This window comes from Paraburkholderia rhynchosiae (genome assembly GCF_002879865.1).
Lineage (GTDB): Bacteria > Pseudomonadota > Gammaproteobacteria > Burkholderiales > Burkholderiaceae > Paraburkholderia > Paraburkholderia rhynchosiae.
The window spans coordinates 149346-166016 of record NZ_PNXY01000004.1 but is presented as its reverse complement, the minus strand read 5'-3'; the positions used below and the strand labels follow the sequence as shown (position 1 = coordinate 166016).

The following is a 16671-nucleotide window of genomic DNA, read 5'->3' as shown; positions in this document are numbered from 1 at the left end:
GTAGCCGTTGAGCAGTTCAGGTGCGCGCGTTCGCTTTGCTTACCGTAGGCTTCGCGCGAGTGTTCGGTGCCGGCGCTGCTATCTGCCGCTCGCCTGCGCGCACGCGCTCACGGAGATTCAGCACATGATGCGGCACCATGTTGCGCCGTCTCAACGCCCATGCGAGACCGCGCAGCATGGGAAGGCCGTCGCGCGCGAGCGTGCCTTCCCGTGCGAATGTGGTGAGCGCCTGCATGGTCGCGCGGCAGGCTTCGGGCCAAGGCAGGCGCAGCCACGCAATCCAGGCGGCGTTGCGCGCGAGCGTGCGCCGCCGCAAGCCGCTATCGCGCGCCGGCGACGGGTGATGATGCACGGTCAATTGATCGCAATAGACAATGGCGTGCTCCGATGCGAGCACATCGAGCGCGACGAGTTCTTCTTCGCCGCCGATAAAAAGGCGCGGCTCATAGCCCCCTAACTGGCGAAACAGCGATGTGCGAAACACGCACGCGCCCGCCATGTAGCCGATCAACGCGGGGCCAGGCAAGCCCTCGCTGCCGAGTGGACTGGCGCGCATCACCGAGCAGGTCGGGTCGGTGATCTTGTCTTCTCCTACCACGACGCGCGCGCTCAATACACCGACATTCGGCCACGCATCGAGGAGTTGCACCGCGCGTTGGAGAGAGCCTGGTTCCCACCAGGTGTCGTCGTCGCAAAACGCAACATAGTCCGTGCCGACGTAGGCAGCGGCGCGATTGCGCCCGGCCGCGCCGAGATTGCCTCTGCATTCGACGATGCATACGGTCGGAAACAGCGTCTTCACGAGCGCGACTGTATTGTCGTTCGAACCGTTATCCGCCACGAAGATGGGCGGGCTTTCTGGAAGGGCGACTAAGCGCTTGAGAGTAGCGACAAGTTCGTCGGCGCGGTTGTGTGTCAGAACGACTACCGAAATGCGCCGGGAAAGCGATGTCTTTTCCATGCTGTTCTTTTTTCTTAACGAGGCAATGCCCGCTTCAAGCAAACGATGTGCCTCCGGGTTTCAGTTTGTTTTCAAATCTTTGCAGCAGCCAATATTTTTCCGGTGAGTAGAGCGCGGCTTCGCCTTCTGGACCGAATGCGCGCAACTGGCTCGCATAGGCGGCGATTGCTTCGCGCTTCAGCCGCTCTTCTTGCGCGGTGCCGCAAGTGGCGGCGGTGTCGAGATCGTCTGGGACGCCCAGCATATAGCCGCGTTTCGTCAGTTCTGCAATGCGCCTCGGCACCAGGTCCTCCATGTGCCGATAGGGCACATCTTCATAGGCGAGGAACCGGACGCGACGCATGCCCGGCATTACCGCGAGGCACGCGTCGGACACCAGCGTGTGATCGGAGTGGAACAGGCCCAACGGGATCATCACTGTTTCCGGCTTGTGCTCATCTAACGTTTGTTCGAGTGCGTCGACCAAACTCTCGTGCGACGGAGTGAGCCGATATTGCGCATCGCAGAAGGGCAGATGGGCAGGCTGCGCGCCTAAGATCTGCAGCGCGTGAATGTCCTCTTTCTTACGGGCTTGCATGGCCTGCAACGCGTCGTCGAAGCCCGATTGGCGGTCCCAGTCGGTCAACATGTTCTCGCGGGGCGGCGCCGTGAAAACCGTGCAGACGACGGCGGACGGGTTTGCGGCGAGCAACATGCCGCAACTCAATACGGCGTCGTCGAGATGTGGAGAAACGACGAGTAGACGGTAGCGCGATTGCGTCATAGGTGATGGAAGTGCTTCTGAAGCGCGAACACAAATGGTTCATCAGCAAATCGCGGACCTCGTCCCCGGAGGAACTGCAAGCCGGGGACAAGAGGAACGCACTTTGCTATGCGTTGACTGTACTGTTTGACTACATGGGGCGTCGTGAGCGAATCGAAGAACCCGTCGGCGGCGGCCATACCCGTCGAAGTCCGTAAAGGGCAGGTCACGGAGCAACTTTCTCGCGAGGTCTTCCGCGAACGCTTCATGGCGCGGTTCTACGATCCGGCTTTTCGCGCGGAAGATGAATCGATTGCGCGACTGGAGGCTATCGCGTGGGACGCTTATTCGAACGCGCGCAAATCGCCGGTCACAGTTAAGGCCGGCGTTGGCTATGCCGATCCTGACTACGATCTGTCCGTCGAATGGCGCGCCGCGAGTGAACGGATCAAGGCCGCGCAAGCCCGGCAACGCGACCCGGCCACCCGTTCGCGTGTGCTGATCGTGAATGCCTCATCGCGAAACGACTATACGTGTCCCGGCGAAATGTCGAAGAGCTTCCGTCTCGCGAAGATCGCGCAAGGCGCTGTCGAGCGTCGGGCTTTCGACGTGGATTTTCTCGATCTGTCGCGCCTGAATTCCGATCGCGATCTGCATATCCATCCGTGCAAAGGCTGCGTGTCCACGGCAATGGCGCTTTGTCACTGGCCGTGCAGTTGCTATCCCAATCATTCGCTCGGTCTCGTCAACGACTGGATGAACGAGATCTACGAACGCTTTTCAGCGGCTCACGGCGTGATATTTGTCACTCCCGTCTATTGGTATCAGGTGAGCAGTCCGCTGAAATTACTGATGGATCGCCTCGTTTGTGCGGACGGCGGCAATCCTGACCCGACGTCGACCCATGGCAAGAAGGCCGACGAAGCAAAAAGAATCGAGCTTGCCGGCTGGGATTATCCAAAGCACCTGGCGGGCAGGGCGTACGGCATCGTCGTGCATGGCGACGTCGCGGGTATCGAGGGATCACGTCGTGCCTTGAGCGATTGGCTCGGCTGGATGGGTCTGATCGAATCCGGTCAGAAGTCGCAACTCGATCGCTTTATCGGCTACTACGAGCCATATGCGACGAGCCACGCGGCGTTGGACCGCGACGTCGATCTACAGAAAGAGGTCGTGAACGTGGCCGAGGCGGTGGCCGAATGCGTCGAGCAGATCCGCAACGGACGCAGACAGCCCGATGACGCGCTGGAAACGCCGCGTGCGAAGTGACAGTTACCGCGCTGCGGCTGAGACGGTGGCTGCGCATTAATAACGGACCGCAGCGGTATTTCGATTGTGAACGCAACCAGGAAGGGACGAGCATGACAGACAAGCGGGATGCAGCGACTGAACGACGGCGGCTCGGTGGCTGGCTGCCGACCAATGAGGCGCATCTTGCGCAATACCGCACGGACCTCGCCGAAAGAGCCCGCGCTCGCGCGGCCCACGCGCCGCGAATGGCTGCTGTGGAAAACCTCGCCGCGCTGGTAAACGGAGATCCGGTTCTCCGGATGGACATGACGCGCGCGATCAATCAGGCGCTCGAGGAAGGCTATGTACTCGGCTATTCGTCGATCGAAGAGTTGATGACAATCATCGACTACGTGATGACCTATGCGCCGCCGTTCAGCGAAACCAGTCTGATTCACTGCCCATTGAATGCGGTGCTCGATTGGCCGATGTGCATGCCTTCGGGCTACGCGCTCTTTCGCGATCCCGCGCTGAACGCGCAACTCAAGCGCGTGCTCAATTGCTGGTGCGGGTTTCTGAGTGGGCCGCACTCGCGAGAGCATTTGAATACTTCTGCACCGAATGGATGGTTCTCTCCGGCGGCCGAGAAGAAGATCGGCCTGTCGCAATTCGTTTGTGATCGGGACAAGCCGTATTGGGGCTTTGCTTCGTGGAACGACTTTTTCACGCGCCGGTTCCGCGAGGGCGCGAGACCGGTCGATCAGCCGGATAACGACAAGATCATTGTTAGTGCGTGCGAGGCGGCGCCCTATAACATCCAGACGGACGCCAAACTGAGCGACACTTTCTGGATCAAGGCGCAGCCTTATTCGCTGGTGGATATGTTCACCGCGAGCCAGCGGGAACTCGCCCAGCGCTTCGTCGGCGGGTCCATTCACCAGTGCTTTCTGAGCGCGTTCAACTACCACCGGTGGCATGCGCCGGTAAGCGGAGTCATCAGAAAGGCGTATGCGCTCGACGGCACGTATTACTCGAACGCCGATGCGGAAGGCCGTGACCCCGGCGGTCTGAACGACTCGCAGGGCTATATCACGGCGGTTGCGGCGCGCGCGGTGATCGTGATCGAAAGCGACGATCCCGCCATTGGCCAGGTCGGCTGCGTGTTCGTCGGCATGGCCGATGTGTCGTCGTGCATGATCGAGGCGCTGCCTGGACAACGCGTCGCGAAGGGCGACGAAATCGGCTTCTTCCAGTACGGCGGCTCGACGTGCTGCCTCGTGTTCGAACCGGGCGTGATTAGCAGTTTTGTTCCTCAACCTCCGTTTGAGCATGCGTCCGCAGTCAAGGTGAATACGCACGTTGCGACGGCGAGATAGTGGGAGCGAGGCAATCCGGCTGTTCGAAATGCCGCGAAACGCCAGGCGCTCCGCGGCATTTTTCTTACGAGGCGTCCCATCGCGGTACGCGCCGATTAGCCCGGTTGCTGCCCTGATCCCAGGTCCGCACCCGTCACCGGATCTGTCGTCGTATTGGAAGCGGTGCGCGAAGCCAGCGCGCCGAGCACTTCGACATCCGCTTGCGTCACGTTGACGGTCGGCAGACCGTCGCCGCCATCCACTGCGGGTTGTGGCGATTCGACGAATTCCCATTCCGGCCCTTCGTTCCATGGACCGCGTGCGTCGCCTTCGCCCGCCGACATGTTGTAGTACACATTTGTAAATTCGGGAACGCCCGGCAATTTACCTTGTGGGAAGTTCGGCTGGATAGAGTGCAGCGCTTTCTCGAATGACTTCTGGTGTGCGATTTCGCGTGTCATCAGAAAGCCGAGTGCTTCCTTGATGCCGGGATCGTCCGTGATGTTCAGAAGCCGCTCGTAGACGATCTTTGCGCGCGCCTCGGCCGCGATGTTCGAGCGCAGGTCGGCGGTCGGCTCGCCGATCGTGTCGATATAGGCGGCCGTCCACGGAACCCCCGCGGAGTTCGTCAGCGCAGGCCCGCCGCCGTACAGCAGCGCGGTCGTGTGCGAGTCATTGCCGCCGCCCGTCAGCGAGCGATACAAATCCGCCTCCTGCTCGACACCCTCGGCGAGCTGACCCTTCGCGCCCTTGTTCAACATCGCGACGATGGAGCCGATCACTTCGAGGTGACTCAGTTCTTCCGTTGCGATGTCGAACAGCAAATCTTTGCGGCCCGGGTCGTCTTCTGCGACGGCCTGGGTGAAGTACCGGCATGCGGCCGCAAGCTCTCCCTGAGGCCCGCCGAACTGCTCGAGCATCAGATTGGCAAGGCCCGGATTAGGGGTGGCGACACGCACTGTATATTGAAGTCGCTTGTTGTGAACGAACATTGGCTTCTCCGTTGAGCATGGTTGGGGAAACTGCGGACTGCATGGCAGCCCGCGCATGCGGCATACCCGGAACGAATGCGGTGCGCGCGAGTGGATTGAACGCGCGTTGCGCTCGCCGGGCACATCTGTTGCGCGATGATGGACTCCTGAACATGACTTGGAGTCGCACATGACACAGCGAAAGACCATAGACGATCTGTTCGTTCACATGCTTTCGGATATCTATAGCGCCGAAAAGCAATTGACCAAAGCATTAGCGAAACTCTCGCGGGCGGCGTCCGATCCGCAACTCAGCGAGGCGTTCAAGATTCACCTGGAGGAAACGCAAGGACAGGTAGAAAGAATCGATCAGGTTGTAGAAACGAGCGGCGTGAAGTTAAAGAGAATGAAGTGCGTCGCGATGGAAGGTCTGATCGAGGAAGGGCAGGAGCTTATCGACGAAATGGAAAGAGGCGCGGTACTCGATGCAGGTCTTGTCGCCGCCGCGCAGAAGGTAGAGCACTACGAGATCGCCACATATGGCAGCCTTTGCGCAATCGGCAAGCAGTTGGGCTTTACCGAAGCCGTGAATCTGCTGAAAGCAACGCTGGAAGAAGAAAAGGCCACGGACCTGAAGCTCACCGAATTCGCCGAGCGAGCCGGCAACGAGAAGGCGAAGCAGCAACGGTAAGCGTGGTGTCTTGCGCAGTGAAGAACGCAGCTAGCGCGGTACAGGTGTGTTGATGTTGATATCCCGCCCATTTCAGGGCGGGTTTTTGTATGTGCGGCGCACGCGCGGGTGCGTCCTCGCCCGCTACGCACGCGTCAGGTTTTGTCGCCGACAGCGCGGCTTCCGACCGCATCGAGTTTGCTCTGCAGTTCCGTCTTTCGTTTCGCGATCTTTTGGCTGAGTGCCTTCACATCGAAATTCGCTTTGCGCAATTCGGGAAACAGTTCGTTCTCTTCTTCCTCGACGTGATGCTGCACCATTTCGCTCATCACTTTGAACGTCGCATCGAAGCCTTTGTCGCCTGCCTTCAGCGTTTCGAATTTGCCGATCAACGTCTTGACGAGAAAATGCTCGACGTACGCTTCTTCGACGTCGACTACGTCGCTTGACGGCAGGGCTTCGCTCGCGGCCGGATAAAGCAGTTCTTCTTCAATGATGGTGTGAACGGTCAGTTCCTCACAGGCCCGTTGCGCCAAGGTTGCCTTCGCTTCCTGATCATTGTCTTTTGCCTGCTTGAACGCGGTGAAAAGCCGTTCAACCGCTCGATGATCCGCCATGAGCAATTCGAGTGCATCGTCGGTGTTGGGATTCGATGATTTTTCGGGCATGTCGCTCTCCATGGTGAACGCCGCCTGTCGGCACGTTTGAGGCGAGTACCGCAAGCACTGTGCCCATCGGAAAGCGGCTCAGCTTCTGCCTTTACGCGGCGCCGCAGCATTCATAAGCGGATTGAATGCGGCCGTTTTCGCCGGCGGTTTGGTGGACGTTTCGTCAGCTTTGGTCTTTGACTTGCCGCCACCGCTTGCACCGCGCGTGGTGCTCATGCTGCCCGTGCGACCGGATAATTGTTCAGCGAGTTCGGCACTATCGTCGTCTTCCGCTGACGGTTCTTCGTCTTCTTCTTTCGTCGGTTTGCGTGCGGACTTTTTCGCTTTCGCGGTGCCCGCAATGTGCTCGATCACGGACGTGAACGACTTGCGTGCCGCGCGTGGCGACTCGCCGGGCAGCATCGTCAGGGCAACAACTTCGTGCAGGGAACGTCCGTCCACGGAGCGCTCGGTGGGCTCAGTTTCCCAGTCGGGATTCGCTTGCGAGAATGCGGCGAGAAGCCGTTCAAGGACGGCGGGCGACAATACGCCGCCGTCGTACAGGCTGATGATTGCGCGCTCAGCCAGGTTGAACGGGCTAGCAGAAGTCTTGGCCACTGTTTTCCTCTCCTCGCCGCATGGGTGGCCGCACATTTAAGCTCGAAGTGTGCATCTTTGCCACAGTGCATCGGCGGAAAATGCTCTTCCTCCAAGCACGTTGCTATTCACGCATCGCCTGTGCCATGCGAGGCGGCGGTCAGAAGACGCGCAACGGACTCGACCTGCGTGCCGGCCCCATCGGGCTGCTTTCTTCAAGCAGTATCTGAACGATGCCGCGTGTCGACACGCTGACCCATGCCGCATGGATGTCTTGCACGCGAACCCAGCGGCATCGGCTGATTTCGTGGTCAGGTATCGGCTCGACGCCTTCGGGAATGCGCGCCGCGAATACATAGTGGCGAGTACGTACGCCCCAGAATTCGAAAATGTAGTGAAGCGTAATGTCGCTCAATCGCGTCTCCTCGAGAAGCTCGCGCACGGCGGCGTCCGACACAGGTTCACCGGCTTTGCACCGGCCGCCGGGCAGCGCCCATCTTCCGTTGGACCTTGCGACGAGCAGGATGCGATTGGCGCGCAGGCAGAGTACGGTAGCTCGGTGCTTCATGACATCTCATGCAAAAAAGGCGTGGTTACAAAGCATCCACCGTGCCTCGATGCCAAGGACGTCCGGGAACCGCAAATGCTACTGGCAAGGCGGTGCGTAGGGCCTGCCTGGGGCCATTTATGCAATTCAATTCGAATCATTGTCTGTAGAGGTGGTGAATATGTCGAAGCCACATCGGTTTCCCCCCGCGCTCGCGGTTCCCGCTGTCGTATTTATCATTATCGGCCTGGCGCTCGCCGCGGGCGGAGTCCCGCTTGTCGCGCTCGGCGGCTCACCCTATTACGTGGTGACGGGTGGCGCAATCGCGTTAACCGGCGTGCTGCTGGCCATTCGCCGGCGTTCGGCTCTGTGGCTGTTCGCGGTCATTCTGTTCGGCTCGACGATATGGGCGGTGGTGGAGGCGCGCTTCGACTTCTGGCAGTTGCTGCCGCGCCTATGGGTGTGGCTGGTGCTGGCGTTGTGGCTGCTATTGCCGCCAGTCACGCGCAAGCTCGTATTCGGGCCGCCTGCCGCGCATCGCGAAGGCGTGGTGCCATTAGCCGCCGCCGTCCTCTTGACGGTGCTGCTCGGCATCGTCACTGCGTTCAACCATCCGTACGATCATGCGGGCACGCTGGCGTCAACCGCTGCGGTTCCCGCCGCACCGCTTCCCGGCGATGCAAACCGGCAGGCTGCGGACTGGACCGATTACGGCGGCTCGCCGCTCGGTCAGCGCTATTCGCCGCTTACGCAAATCACGCCGGAAAATGCACGCCAGTTGAAAGTGGCGTGGCAGTTCGAAACAGGCGACAAGCCGGGGCCAGGAGATCCGACTGAAACGACCGATGAGAACACACCGATCAAGGTCGGCAACAAACTCTTTCTATGCACGCCACACAGTATGGTGATTGCACTCGATCCGGCCTCGGGCAAAGAAATCTGGCGTTACGACCCGCATATTCAGAGCCCCGTCGGCTTCAAGCACTGGGAACATATGACTTGCCGCGGCGTGTCTTACCATGACGACGCGATGTATCCCGCGAATGCCACCGTGGCGTCAGCGGCTAATGCTGCCGCAGCGTCGGGTTCCAGTGCGAATGCGGATACCGCCTCGGCATCCGCCACGGCCGCACCGAATGCCGAGGCCTCGGCTTCTGCTTCTGCACCGGTTGCGGACGCGGCGTCGGCAAGTACGGAAGCAGGCACTGCCGCTTCCGCCGCGACAGTCACTGCGGAAGCGGCATCGGGAGTCACTGCGGCTAGCGAGCCCTTGGCGGCCGCGCAGCAGACCGCCAATGCGGCCGCGAGCGCCGAATGCCCGCGCCGCATCTTCCTGCCGACCGCCGATGCCCGCCTGATCGCGCTCAATGCGGACACGGGCCAGCCTTGCACGCACTTCGGCAATAACGGTCAAATCGACCTGCGTGCGAATATCGGTCCATTCACGCCGGGTGGTTATTACTCGACGTCGCCGCCTGCGGTCACGCGTGACCTCGTCATTATTAGCGGCCACGTCACCGATAACGAATCGACCAATGAACCTTCAGGTGTCACTCGCGCGTTTGACGTGCACGACGGCCATCTGGTGTGGAATTGGGATGCAGGCAATCCCGATGCGACACAGCCAATTGGCGCCAATCAGACCTACGTGCGCAATTCGCCGAATATGTGGTCGGTGTTCAGCGTCGACGAAAAACTCGGCATGGTCTATTTGCCGCTCGGCAACCAGACGCCCGATCAGTGGGGCGGGCTGCGCACTCCTGCTTCCGAAAAGGTCGCGGCCGGCGTGGTCGCACTCGATCTCGCGACTGGCAAAATGCGCTGGAATTATCAGTTCACTCACCACGATCTATGGGATATGGACGTGGGCGGTCAACCTTCGCTGATCGATTTGCAGACACCCGGCGGTGTACAGCCGGCGCTGATTGCATCGACGAAACAAGGCAGTATCTATGTGCTGAACCGCGAGACCGGCAAGCCGATCGTGCCGATCACCGAAGAGCCGGTGCCTCAGGGCGCCGGCACCGGCGATCACACATCGCCCACGCAACCGTTCTCCGCACTTAACTTCAAGCCGCCGAAAGCGCGCGAGCGCGACATGTGGGGCACCAATCCTTTCGATCAGTTGTGGTGCCGCGTGAAGTTTAAATCGTTGCGCTATGACGGCATGTTCACGCCGCCGTCGGAACAGGGATCGCTCGTATTTCCCGGCAATTTCGGCGTATTCGACTGGGGCGGCATTGCGGTCGACCCGGTTCGCCAGGTGCTCATTGCGAATCCGAGCTACATGGCTTTTACGTCGAAGCTGATACCGCGCTCACAGATTCCATCCGATAACGGCGACAAGAAAGGCAGTGAGACGAGCGGCATCAAGCTCGCTCGCGGCACGCCGTACGGCTTTGAATTGAACGCGTTTCTTTCGCCTCTCGGCATTCCGTGCCAGGCGCCGCCGTGGGGCTATGTGGCGGGGGTCGATCTGCGCACGAATCGTATTGTGTGGGAACACAAGAACGGCACGATCCGCGATAGCGCGCCTTTGCCGATTCCGATGCCGCTCGGTGTGCCGAGCCTCGGCGGCATGATCACGACCGCTGGCGGCGTGGCGTTTCTCTCGGGTACGCTCGACTATTATTTGCGCGCCTATGATGTGCGCACCGGCGACCGCTTGTGGCAGGCCCGGTTGCCCGCAGGCGGCCAGGCGACCCCCATGACGTATGCCGATAGCAACGGCAAGCAGTATGTACTCGTCACGGCGGGCGGTCATGGCTCGCTTGGCACGAAACAGGGCGACTATGTGATTGCGTACACGCTGCCTTGAAGAACTTCCGATTAGAGGATTGCGCGCCGGCGGATGTCAGAAAGAAGAATCTCTCGATTCGCCGTGCGCCGCGTGCTCGCAGTGGGTGCGCTGGCATCCGCCCTGACTGCGTCCAGCCATGTGCCAGCACATAGGGTTGAAAACGTTACGCGTCAACGAGAAAACATTGCAGCCGCTGCGGCTCGCGCCCGGACTTTTTGTGAATCGCTCAACGCGGCGCCGCGTGTAATACAGCTTTCAATACGCCTGCGACAAGACCGACTGTCGCGACGCCGAGCAGCCACAAGCCGACAAACCATGCAAGTCGTCGCCACATGTCAGTGGTATCCCTCGCCGGGACGCATTTTGCCTTTGAAGACGGAATACGCGTAGACCGTGTAGCCCAGAATCATCGGAATGGTAATCGCGGCGCCTACGAGAAGGAATAGCAGGCTCGCGTGCGGCGCAGCCGCATCGCGGAAAGAAATGGCGGGCGGCACGAGATACGGATAGAGACTAATAAGAAGCCCCGCATAGCAAAGAATGAAGATGCCATAGGCGAAAAGCAAAGGCAGCACGTGGCGCCGCGAGGACAGGCTGCGCCAGAAGCCAGCCGCGAAAAGAATCAGCAACACGGGCACGGGCGCGGTCAATGCAATGGCCGGCCAACGGAACCAGCGCTCTGTTAGTGAGCCTTGCAGCATGGGCGTCCATAGCGTAACCACGACGATCAACGCGAGAACCGCAACGGCCGTGGCGCGTGCGTAACGTCGGCAGCGCTTGTGCAGTGCGCCTTCCGTGCGCCAGATGAGCCAGCACGATCCAAGCAGCGTGTAGCCGACGATAACTGCAAGGCCGCACAGTACGGTGAAACCGGTGAGCCAGTCCCACCAGCCGCCGGAATACGAAACGCCTTCGACGTGTATGCCCTGAAGCAGGCCCCCCAGCACGAGGCCCTGACATAACGCGGCCATGGCCGAGCCCGAGAAGAAAGCGACATCCCACCATGCGCGGCCCACACCTGTCGCGCGAAAACGAAATTCGAAGGCCACCCCGCGAAACACCAGTGCGAGCAGCATCGCGATGATCGGCGGATAGAGCGCGGGCAGGATGATCGAATACGCGAGCGGAAAGACCGCGAAGAGCCCGCCGCCGCCGAGCACCAGCCAGGTTTCATTGCCGTCCCATACAGGCGCAATGGAGTTCACCATCAGGTCGCGATCCTCGCGATGGCGCTCGACGGCGAACAGGATGCCCACGCCCAGATCGAAACCGTCGAGCAGCACATAGGCAAGCACGGCGAACGCGAGGATAGCCGCCCACACGAGCGGCAGATCAATCGTGGCGGATGTCATGGCGATTGTCCTCAGCAGTGGTCGATGCGGAATGCCGTTGCGCGGGTCCCGGTGTAATGCCCGCGCTGCGATGCGGTTTGTCCTTCGCGGGCCCCTGCGTGGCGAACGATGGCGGCCTCGCCATCAGCCGCAATACAAACACCATCGCGGCACCGAACACGATCAGGTACACCACGCCGAAGGCTGCGAGCGATGTCGCGACACCGGGCGCGGCGATGGGCGACACGCTGTCGGCCGTGCGCAAATGGCCATATACGGTGTACGGCTGGCGGCCCACTTCAGTGACAGTCCAACCGCACAGCAACGCGATCAGGCCAGAAGGCCCCATTGCAACCATGAGCCGATGCAGCCAGCGCGCCTGGTAAAGCGAGTGGCGCGCCCGAAGCGCGAGACTCGCGAAACCGGTCAGTGCCATCAGCACGCCAAGGGCGACCATGATGCGAAACGCCCAGAAAACCACCGGCGAAAACGGACGGTCGGCTGGTGGGAATTCCTTTAGCCCTTTAATCGAGCCGTTCCATGTATGCGTGAGAATCAGCGCGCCGAGGTGCGGAATCTCGACGGCGAAGTCGGTCCTCTCCTTTTGCATGTTTGGCATCCCGAACAATATGAGCGGCTGGCCCGGCTTCGATTCCCAATCGCCTTCGAGGGCGGCGATCTTCGCGGGTTGATGCTTGAGCGTGTTCACACCGTGCGCGTCGCCGGCCAGAATCTGGATCGGCGCGACGATGCACGCCATCCATAGCGCCATGGAGGCCATCAGGCGCGCGGGTTCATTGCTGGAGTCGCGCAACAGATGCCATGCGCCGACCGCGCCCACGATGAACGCCACGCTCAGATATGCCGCGAGCACCATATGCACGAGCCGATAGGGAAACGACGGATTGAAAATGATGCTCAGCCAGTCGGCGGGGAAGAAGCGACCGCCGACCAGTGTGAACCCCTGCGGCGTCTGCATCCATGAATTCACGGCGAGAATCCAGAAGGCGCTCATCAACGTGCCGATTGCAACGAGTACGGTGGCGAGAAAATGCAGCTTCGGACCGACGCGGTTCATGCCGAACAGCGTCACGCCGAGAAAGCCGGATTCCAGAAAAAAAGCGGTCAGCACTTCATAGCCCATCAGCGGACCCACAATCGGTCCGGCGCGATAGGCAAAGCCCGCCCAGTTGGTGCCGAACTCATACGACATGACGAGACCCGACACCACGCCCACGCCAAACACCACGGCAAAAATGGTCAACCAGTAGCGAAAGACGGCCAGATAGACCGGCTTGCGGGTGACGAGCCACGCGCCTTCCAGCACTGCGAGGTAGCTGGCCATTCCTATCGACATCGCCGGGAAAATGATGTGGAAGGCGATGGTGAAGCCAAATTGCGTCCGGGCCAGAAAGAGAGCGTCAACCGAGGGTGACATCGCGGTACCTCGAGTAATGGGCGGAAATTAGTGTGCGTGAGTTTTTCAGCGCCTCCATGACAGTGGGCAGCAAGGTCGCCCACGCTCGCATTGGCCGGCATCCGCACCTCATTTTGCACTGCAAGGCGCGTTTGCACAGGGAGCAAACCTGCGGCCCGATCGCGAACGCCCTATGAGACGTCAAGCGCAATGAAAAGCAGCGGTAATACGATTGTCAGGAGCATGCGCTCTTTCAGCGCACAGGTATAGCCTTTGCTCTCCGTTCGTATTGACGTATTCAGATTTTGACGTTCAGGCGGAGACGGCGATGAAAGACAAGGACACGACTCGAGACTACCCCTACGCATCCGGAGGATGGGGATCGCTCAAGGCAGTAACGACAATCCTCACGCAAGAGCATGTCAGTGTGAAAGACAGTGCGGTGCTTGCAAAGCAGAATAAACCGGACGGCTTCATGTGCGTGAGCTGCTCGTGGGCCAAGCCGGCCGACCCCCACGTGTTCGAGTTTTGCGAAAGCGGTGCGAAGGCAACGGCGTGGGATCTCACATCGAAGCGAATGACGCCGGAGTTCTTTCAACTGCACACGGTGACCGAACTGTTGTCCTGGCACGACCACGATCTGGAAGAAGCAGGGCGGCTTACGGCGCCTTTGCGCTACGATCCCGCCACCGACAAATACGTGCAAGTGGAGTGGCAGCAGGCCTTCGATGAAATCGGCCGCGAGCTGAACAGCCTCGCGCCGGACAGCGTGGTGTTCTATACGTCGGGCCGTGCCTCGCTCGAAACCTCATACATGTACCAGCTTCTGGCGCGCATGTACGGCACGAACAATCTTCCCGACAGTTCGAACATGTGCCACGAGAGCACCAGTGTCGGGCTGAAGGAAGCGATCGGAGTAGGCGTGGGCACCATTACGCTCGACGACTTCGAGAAGACCGACCTGATGTTCTTTTTCGGCCAGAACGTCGGCACGAACAGTCCACGCATGCTTCATCAGTTGCAGGACGCACGCAACCGCGGCGTGCCGATTATCACGTTCAATCCGCTTCGCGAGCCGGGACTTATACGGTTCGCGAATCCGCAGTCGCCGGTGCAGATGCTCACGCCCGACAACACGCAAATCAGCACGCAATATCATCAGGTCAAGACAGGCGGCGATACCGCTGCAATTCTCGGCATGTGCAAGGCTGTGATTGCCGCTGACGACCTGGCCGTCGAGCAAGGCCGGCCGCGTGTCGTGGATGTGGATTTCCTCCGCGATCACACGACCGGTTATGAAGCATTCGCGAACTATGCACGCGAGGCGTCGTGGGCGGACATCGAAAAAGTCAGCGGTCTGACCCGCGAAGCGATAGAGGCCGCAGCCGGCGAATACATAAAGGCCAATGCCGTGATGATCCATTACGGAATGGGACTGACGCAGCACAGACTCGGTGTGCAAAACGTCCGCATGGTGTGCAACCTGCTCTTTCTGCGCGGCAATATCGGCAAGCCAGGCGCCGGACCTTCTCCTGTGCGCGGCCATTCGAATGTGCAGGGACAGCGCACCGTCGGCATCACCGAGAAGCCCGAATTGGCGCCGCTCGACGAACTGGCCAGTCAGTTCTCGTTCGAACCGCCCCGCAAAAAAGGCCTCAATACGGTCGAGGCATTTGAGGCCATGCTGAGAGGAGAGATCAAGGGCGTTTTCAATCTGGGCGGCAATCTCGTGCGTTCCGTGCCCGACCGCTTGCGGACGGAACCTGCATGGCGAGGTCTGCGGCTAAATGTGAACGTGGCGACGAAACTGAACCGCAGCCATCTGGTGCACGGCCAGATCTCCTACATTCTGCCTTGCCTGAGCCGAATAGAGATCGATCGGCAGGCGAGCGGCGATCAGGCTGTCTCCATGGAAGACAGTACGGCCTGCATGCACGGATCGCGTGGCGTGGCCGAGCCCGCTAGTCAGAACATTCGCTCGGAGCCGTACATCATCGCGGGCATTGCGAAGGCGACGCTAGGTGCGCGCTCCACGGTCGACTGGGACGCGTGGCGAGACGACTACTCGGTGGTACGCGAGGAAATTGCGAAGACCTATCCGAAGATTTTTCACGACTTCAATGAGCGCATGTGGACCCCGGGCGGATTTCACAAGCCCCTGCCGGCACGCGAGCGGAAATGGGAGACGAAGAGCGGCAAGGCCGAATTCCTGGTGCCCAAAGCTCTCGGAGAAGACCCCGACATGCCCGAGCGAGAAACCGACGCGCTGCGGCTGATGACCCTGCGCTCGGACAGTCAGTTCAATACGACGATTTACGGTCTGGACGACCGTTTTCGCGGCGTAAAAGGCAGCCGCATGATCATACTGATGAATAAGGACGACATAGCCGCGAGCGGTCTTTCGGAGGGCGACAGGGTCGGCTTGCAGACCATTGCCGACGACGGCTTCGAGCGGCGCGTAAGCGGCCTCACCATCAAGGCGTACGACATCCCTCGCGGATGCATTGCCGGCTATTATCCGGAGTGCAATCCGCTACTGCCGCTTTGGCATTACGCGGAGGAGAGCAAAGTGCCCGGTGCCAAGTCCATTCCTGTGAGGATCGTCGACAAGCCAGGCGCCCGGCCTTCTGCGTGAGAGATTCGCCGGGCGCGAATTTACCCGGCGAAACTGTCTTTACGCTTTCTCGCCGCTCTCTCTGTGCTATTAATCGGCGTACCGCGTTCTGCGAGACTTCGGTATGCAGTGCGTCGCGCCGATTACTAGCAGAGACCCGAGCAGGAACGTGGCAATGGGGAACGTGCCGGCCGTATTCACGGCGATTTCACGCGGACGCTCGCCGAGAAGCTGAAGTCTGCGACGCGTCATTCTGGCGCCAAGCGAACGCAACTCACTCTTCAATGCGCGCTCGGCCGCGGGCAGCAGCACGGTTTCCTCATCGGCCACATGATGCATGACCTCGCGCATCAGTTGCTGAAACAGGCCGTCATAGGCTGCATCCTCAGGCCCTGTCGCGCGCAGCTTGGCGATGGTCGCGCGCATTTCGTCATGCTCCGGGCGGCTCTTTTCGAGCGTTTGGTCCGCGCTGAGTACGCCGCCCAGCGCCGGGTAGAAGATTTCTTCCTCCAGTTGCGCGTGAATTTCCAGAGCGGCACAAACGGAATTGACAATGGCGCGCTTGCGCCACCACGCGGTGTCAGCGTGATAGCGATGGAATGCGGTGAGTACATGCATATGATCCAGACGGATCATCGCGGTGATGCTTGGCGACATCGACGAATTGGTCTCGGGCATGGCAGTTCTCCAGAATGACGCGGCGCCTGGCGTCGGTAGGTGGGGATAGTCGGCACGCGAAATCAACATGCGGGCGCTCGCGGATGCGCGACATGCCGCATTCGGCGTACC

Annotated in this window: 14 protein-coding genes; 5 read left to right on the top strand and 9 right to left on the bottom strand. The window is 60.4% G+C overall.

What is annotated here, in order from left to right:
* Positions 1–16: 16 nt before the first annotated feature.
* Together C0Z16_RS07320 and C0Z16_RS07315 are read right to left on the bottom strand one after the other, a co-directional pair.
* Positions 17–961: a glycosyltransferase family 2 protein gene (locus C0Z16_RS07320; RefSeq protein ID WP_102631503.1), complete on the bottom strand. Its 945-nt coding sequence runs from the start codon at positions 959–961 to the stop codon at positions 17–19.
* Between the two features lie 34 nt (positions 962–995).
* Positions 996–1724, bottom strand: a complete 729-nt coding sequence (locus C0Z16_RS07315) for a PIG-L deacetylase family protein (RefSeq protein WP_102631502.1) — start codon at positions 1722–1724, stop codon at positions 996–998.
* A 246-nt stretch (positions 1725–1970) separates the two neighbouring features.
* Between C0Z16_RS07315 and C0Z16_RS07305 the strand changes: the two genes are divergently transcribed.
* Positions 1971–2972: a flavodoxin family protein gene (locus C0Z16_RS07305; RefSeq protein WP_102631500.1), complete on the top strand. Its 1002-nt coding sequence runs from the start codon at positions 1971–1973 to the stop codon at positions 2970–2972.
* A gap of 92 nt (positions 2973–3064) precedes the next feature.
* Positions 3065–4309 (top strand): phosphatidylserine decarboxylase family protein, encoded by a 1245-nt coding sequence (locus C0Z16_RS07300; protein ID WP_102631499.1) that lies wholly within the window; start codon positions 3065–3067, stop codon positions 4307–4309.
* Between the two features lie 95 nt (positions 4310–4404).
* Here the strand turns inward: C0Z16_RS07300 and C0Z16_RS07295 are convergent, their stop codons facing one another.
* Positions 4405–5280 (bottom strand): manganese catalase family protein, encoded by an 876-nt coding sequence (locus C0Z16_RS07295; protein ID WP_102631498.1) that lies wholly within the window; start codon positions 5278–5280, stop codon positions 4405–4407.
* Positions 5281–5449: 169 nt separating this feature from the next.
* On the opposite strand from C0Z16_RS07295, the gene C0Z16_RS07290 reads away from it, so the two are divergent.
* Complete coding sequence (locus tag C0Z16_RS07290) at positions 5450–5950, top strand: YciE/YciF ferroxidase family protein (protein WP_102631497.1); 501 nt, start codon at positions 5450–5452, stop codon at positions 5948–5950.
* A 134-nt stretch (positions 5951–6084) separates the two neighbouring features.
* Here the strand turns inward: C0Z16_RS07290 and C0Z16_RS07285 are convergent, their stop codons facing one another.
* The 3 genes from C0Z16_RS07285 to C0Z16_RS07275 all read right to left on the bottom strand — a co-directional run bounded on the left by C0Z16_RS07285 (position 6085) and on the right by C0Z16_RS07275 (position 7741).
* Positions 6085–6597: a hemerythrin domain-containing protein gene (locus C0Z16_RS07285; RefSeq protein ID WP_102631496.1), complete on the bottom strand. Its 513-nt coding sequence runs from the start codon at positions 6595–6597 to the stop codon at positions 6085–6087.
* Between the two features lie 78 nt (positions 6598–6675).
* Positions 6676–7194 carry a hypothetical protein gene (locus tag C0Z16_RS07280; RefSeq protein ID WP_102631495.1) on the bottom strand — a complete coding sequence of 173 codons (519 nt, stop codon included), beginning with the start codon at positions 7192–7194 and terminating at the stop codon, positions 6676–6678.
* A 139-nt stretch (positions 7195–7333) separates the two neighbouring features.
* A complete protein-coding gene (locus C0Z16_RS07275) occupies positions 7334–7741 on the bottom strand; it encodes an NUDIX hydrolase (RefSeq protein ID WP_102631494.1) in 408 nt (135 codons plus the stop codon).
* 160 nt (positions 7742–7901) lie between these two features.
* On the opposite strand from C0Z16_RS07275, the gene C0Z16_RS07270 reads away from it, so the two are divergent.
* A complete protein-coding gene (locus C0Z16_RS07270; protein ID WP_102631493.1) occupies positions 7902–10538 on the top strand; it encodes a glucose/quinate/shikimate family membrane-bound PQQ-dependent dehydrogenase in 2637 nt (878 codons plus the stop codon).
* A 317-nt stretch (positions 10539–10855) separates the two neighbouring features.
* On the opposite strand, the gene cydB is transcribed toward C0Z16_RS07270, so the two are convergent.
* Together cydB and C0Z16_RS07260 are read right to left on the bottom strand one after the other, a co-directional pair.
* Positions 10856–11872: a cytochrome d ubiquinol oxidase subunit II gene (gene cydB / locus C0Z16_RS07265; protein WP_102631492.1), complete on the bottom strand. Its 1017-nt coding sequence runs from the start codon at positions 11870–11872 to the stop codon at positions 10856–10858.
* The gene (locus C0Z16_RS07260; RefSeq protein ID WP_102631491.1) at positions 11853–13289 is read right to left on the bottom strand and encodes a cytochrome ubiquinol oxidase subunit I; all 1437 of its coding nucleotides are present in this window, start codon (positions 13287–13289) and stop codon (positions 11853–11855) included. Before C0Z16_RS07260 ends, cydB begins: the two co-directional genes overlap by 20 nt.
* Before the next feature lie 307 nt (positions 13290–13596).
* Between C0Z16_RS07260 and C0Z16_RS07255 the strand changes: the two genes are divergently transcribed.
* Positions 13597–15903, top strand: a complete 2307-nt coding sequence (locus C0Z16_RS07255; protein ID WP_102631490.1) for an FdhF/YdeP family oxidoreductase — start codon at positions 13597–13599, stop codon at positions 15901–15903.
* A gap of 69 nt (positions 15904–15972) precedes the next feature.
* On the opposite strand, the gene C0Z16_RS07250 is transcribed toward C0Z16_RS07255, so the two are convergent.
* Positions 15973–16560 carry a hemerythrin domain-containing protein gene (locus C0Z16_RS07250; protein WP_102631489.1) on the bottom strand — a complete coding sequence of 196 codons (588 nt, stop codon included), beginning with the start codon at positions 16558–16560 and terminating at the stop codon, positions 15973–15975.
* Positions 16561–16671: the final 111 nt, after the last annotated feature.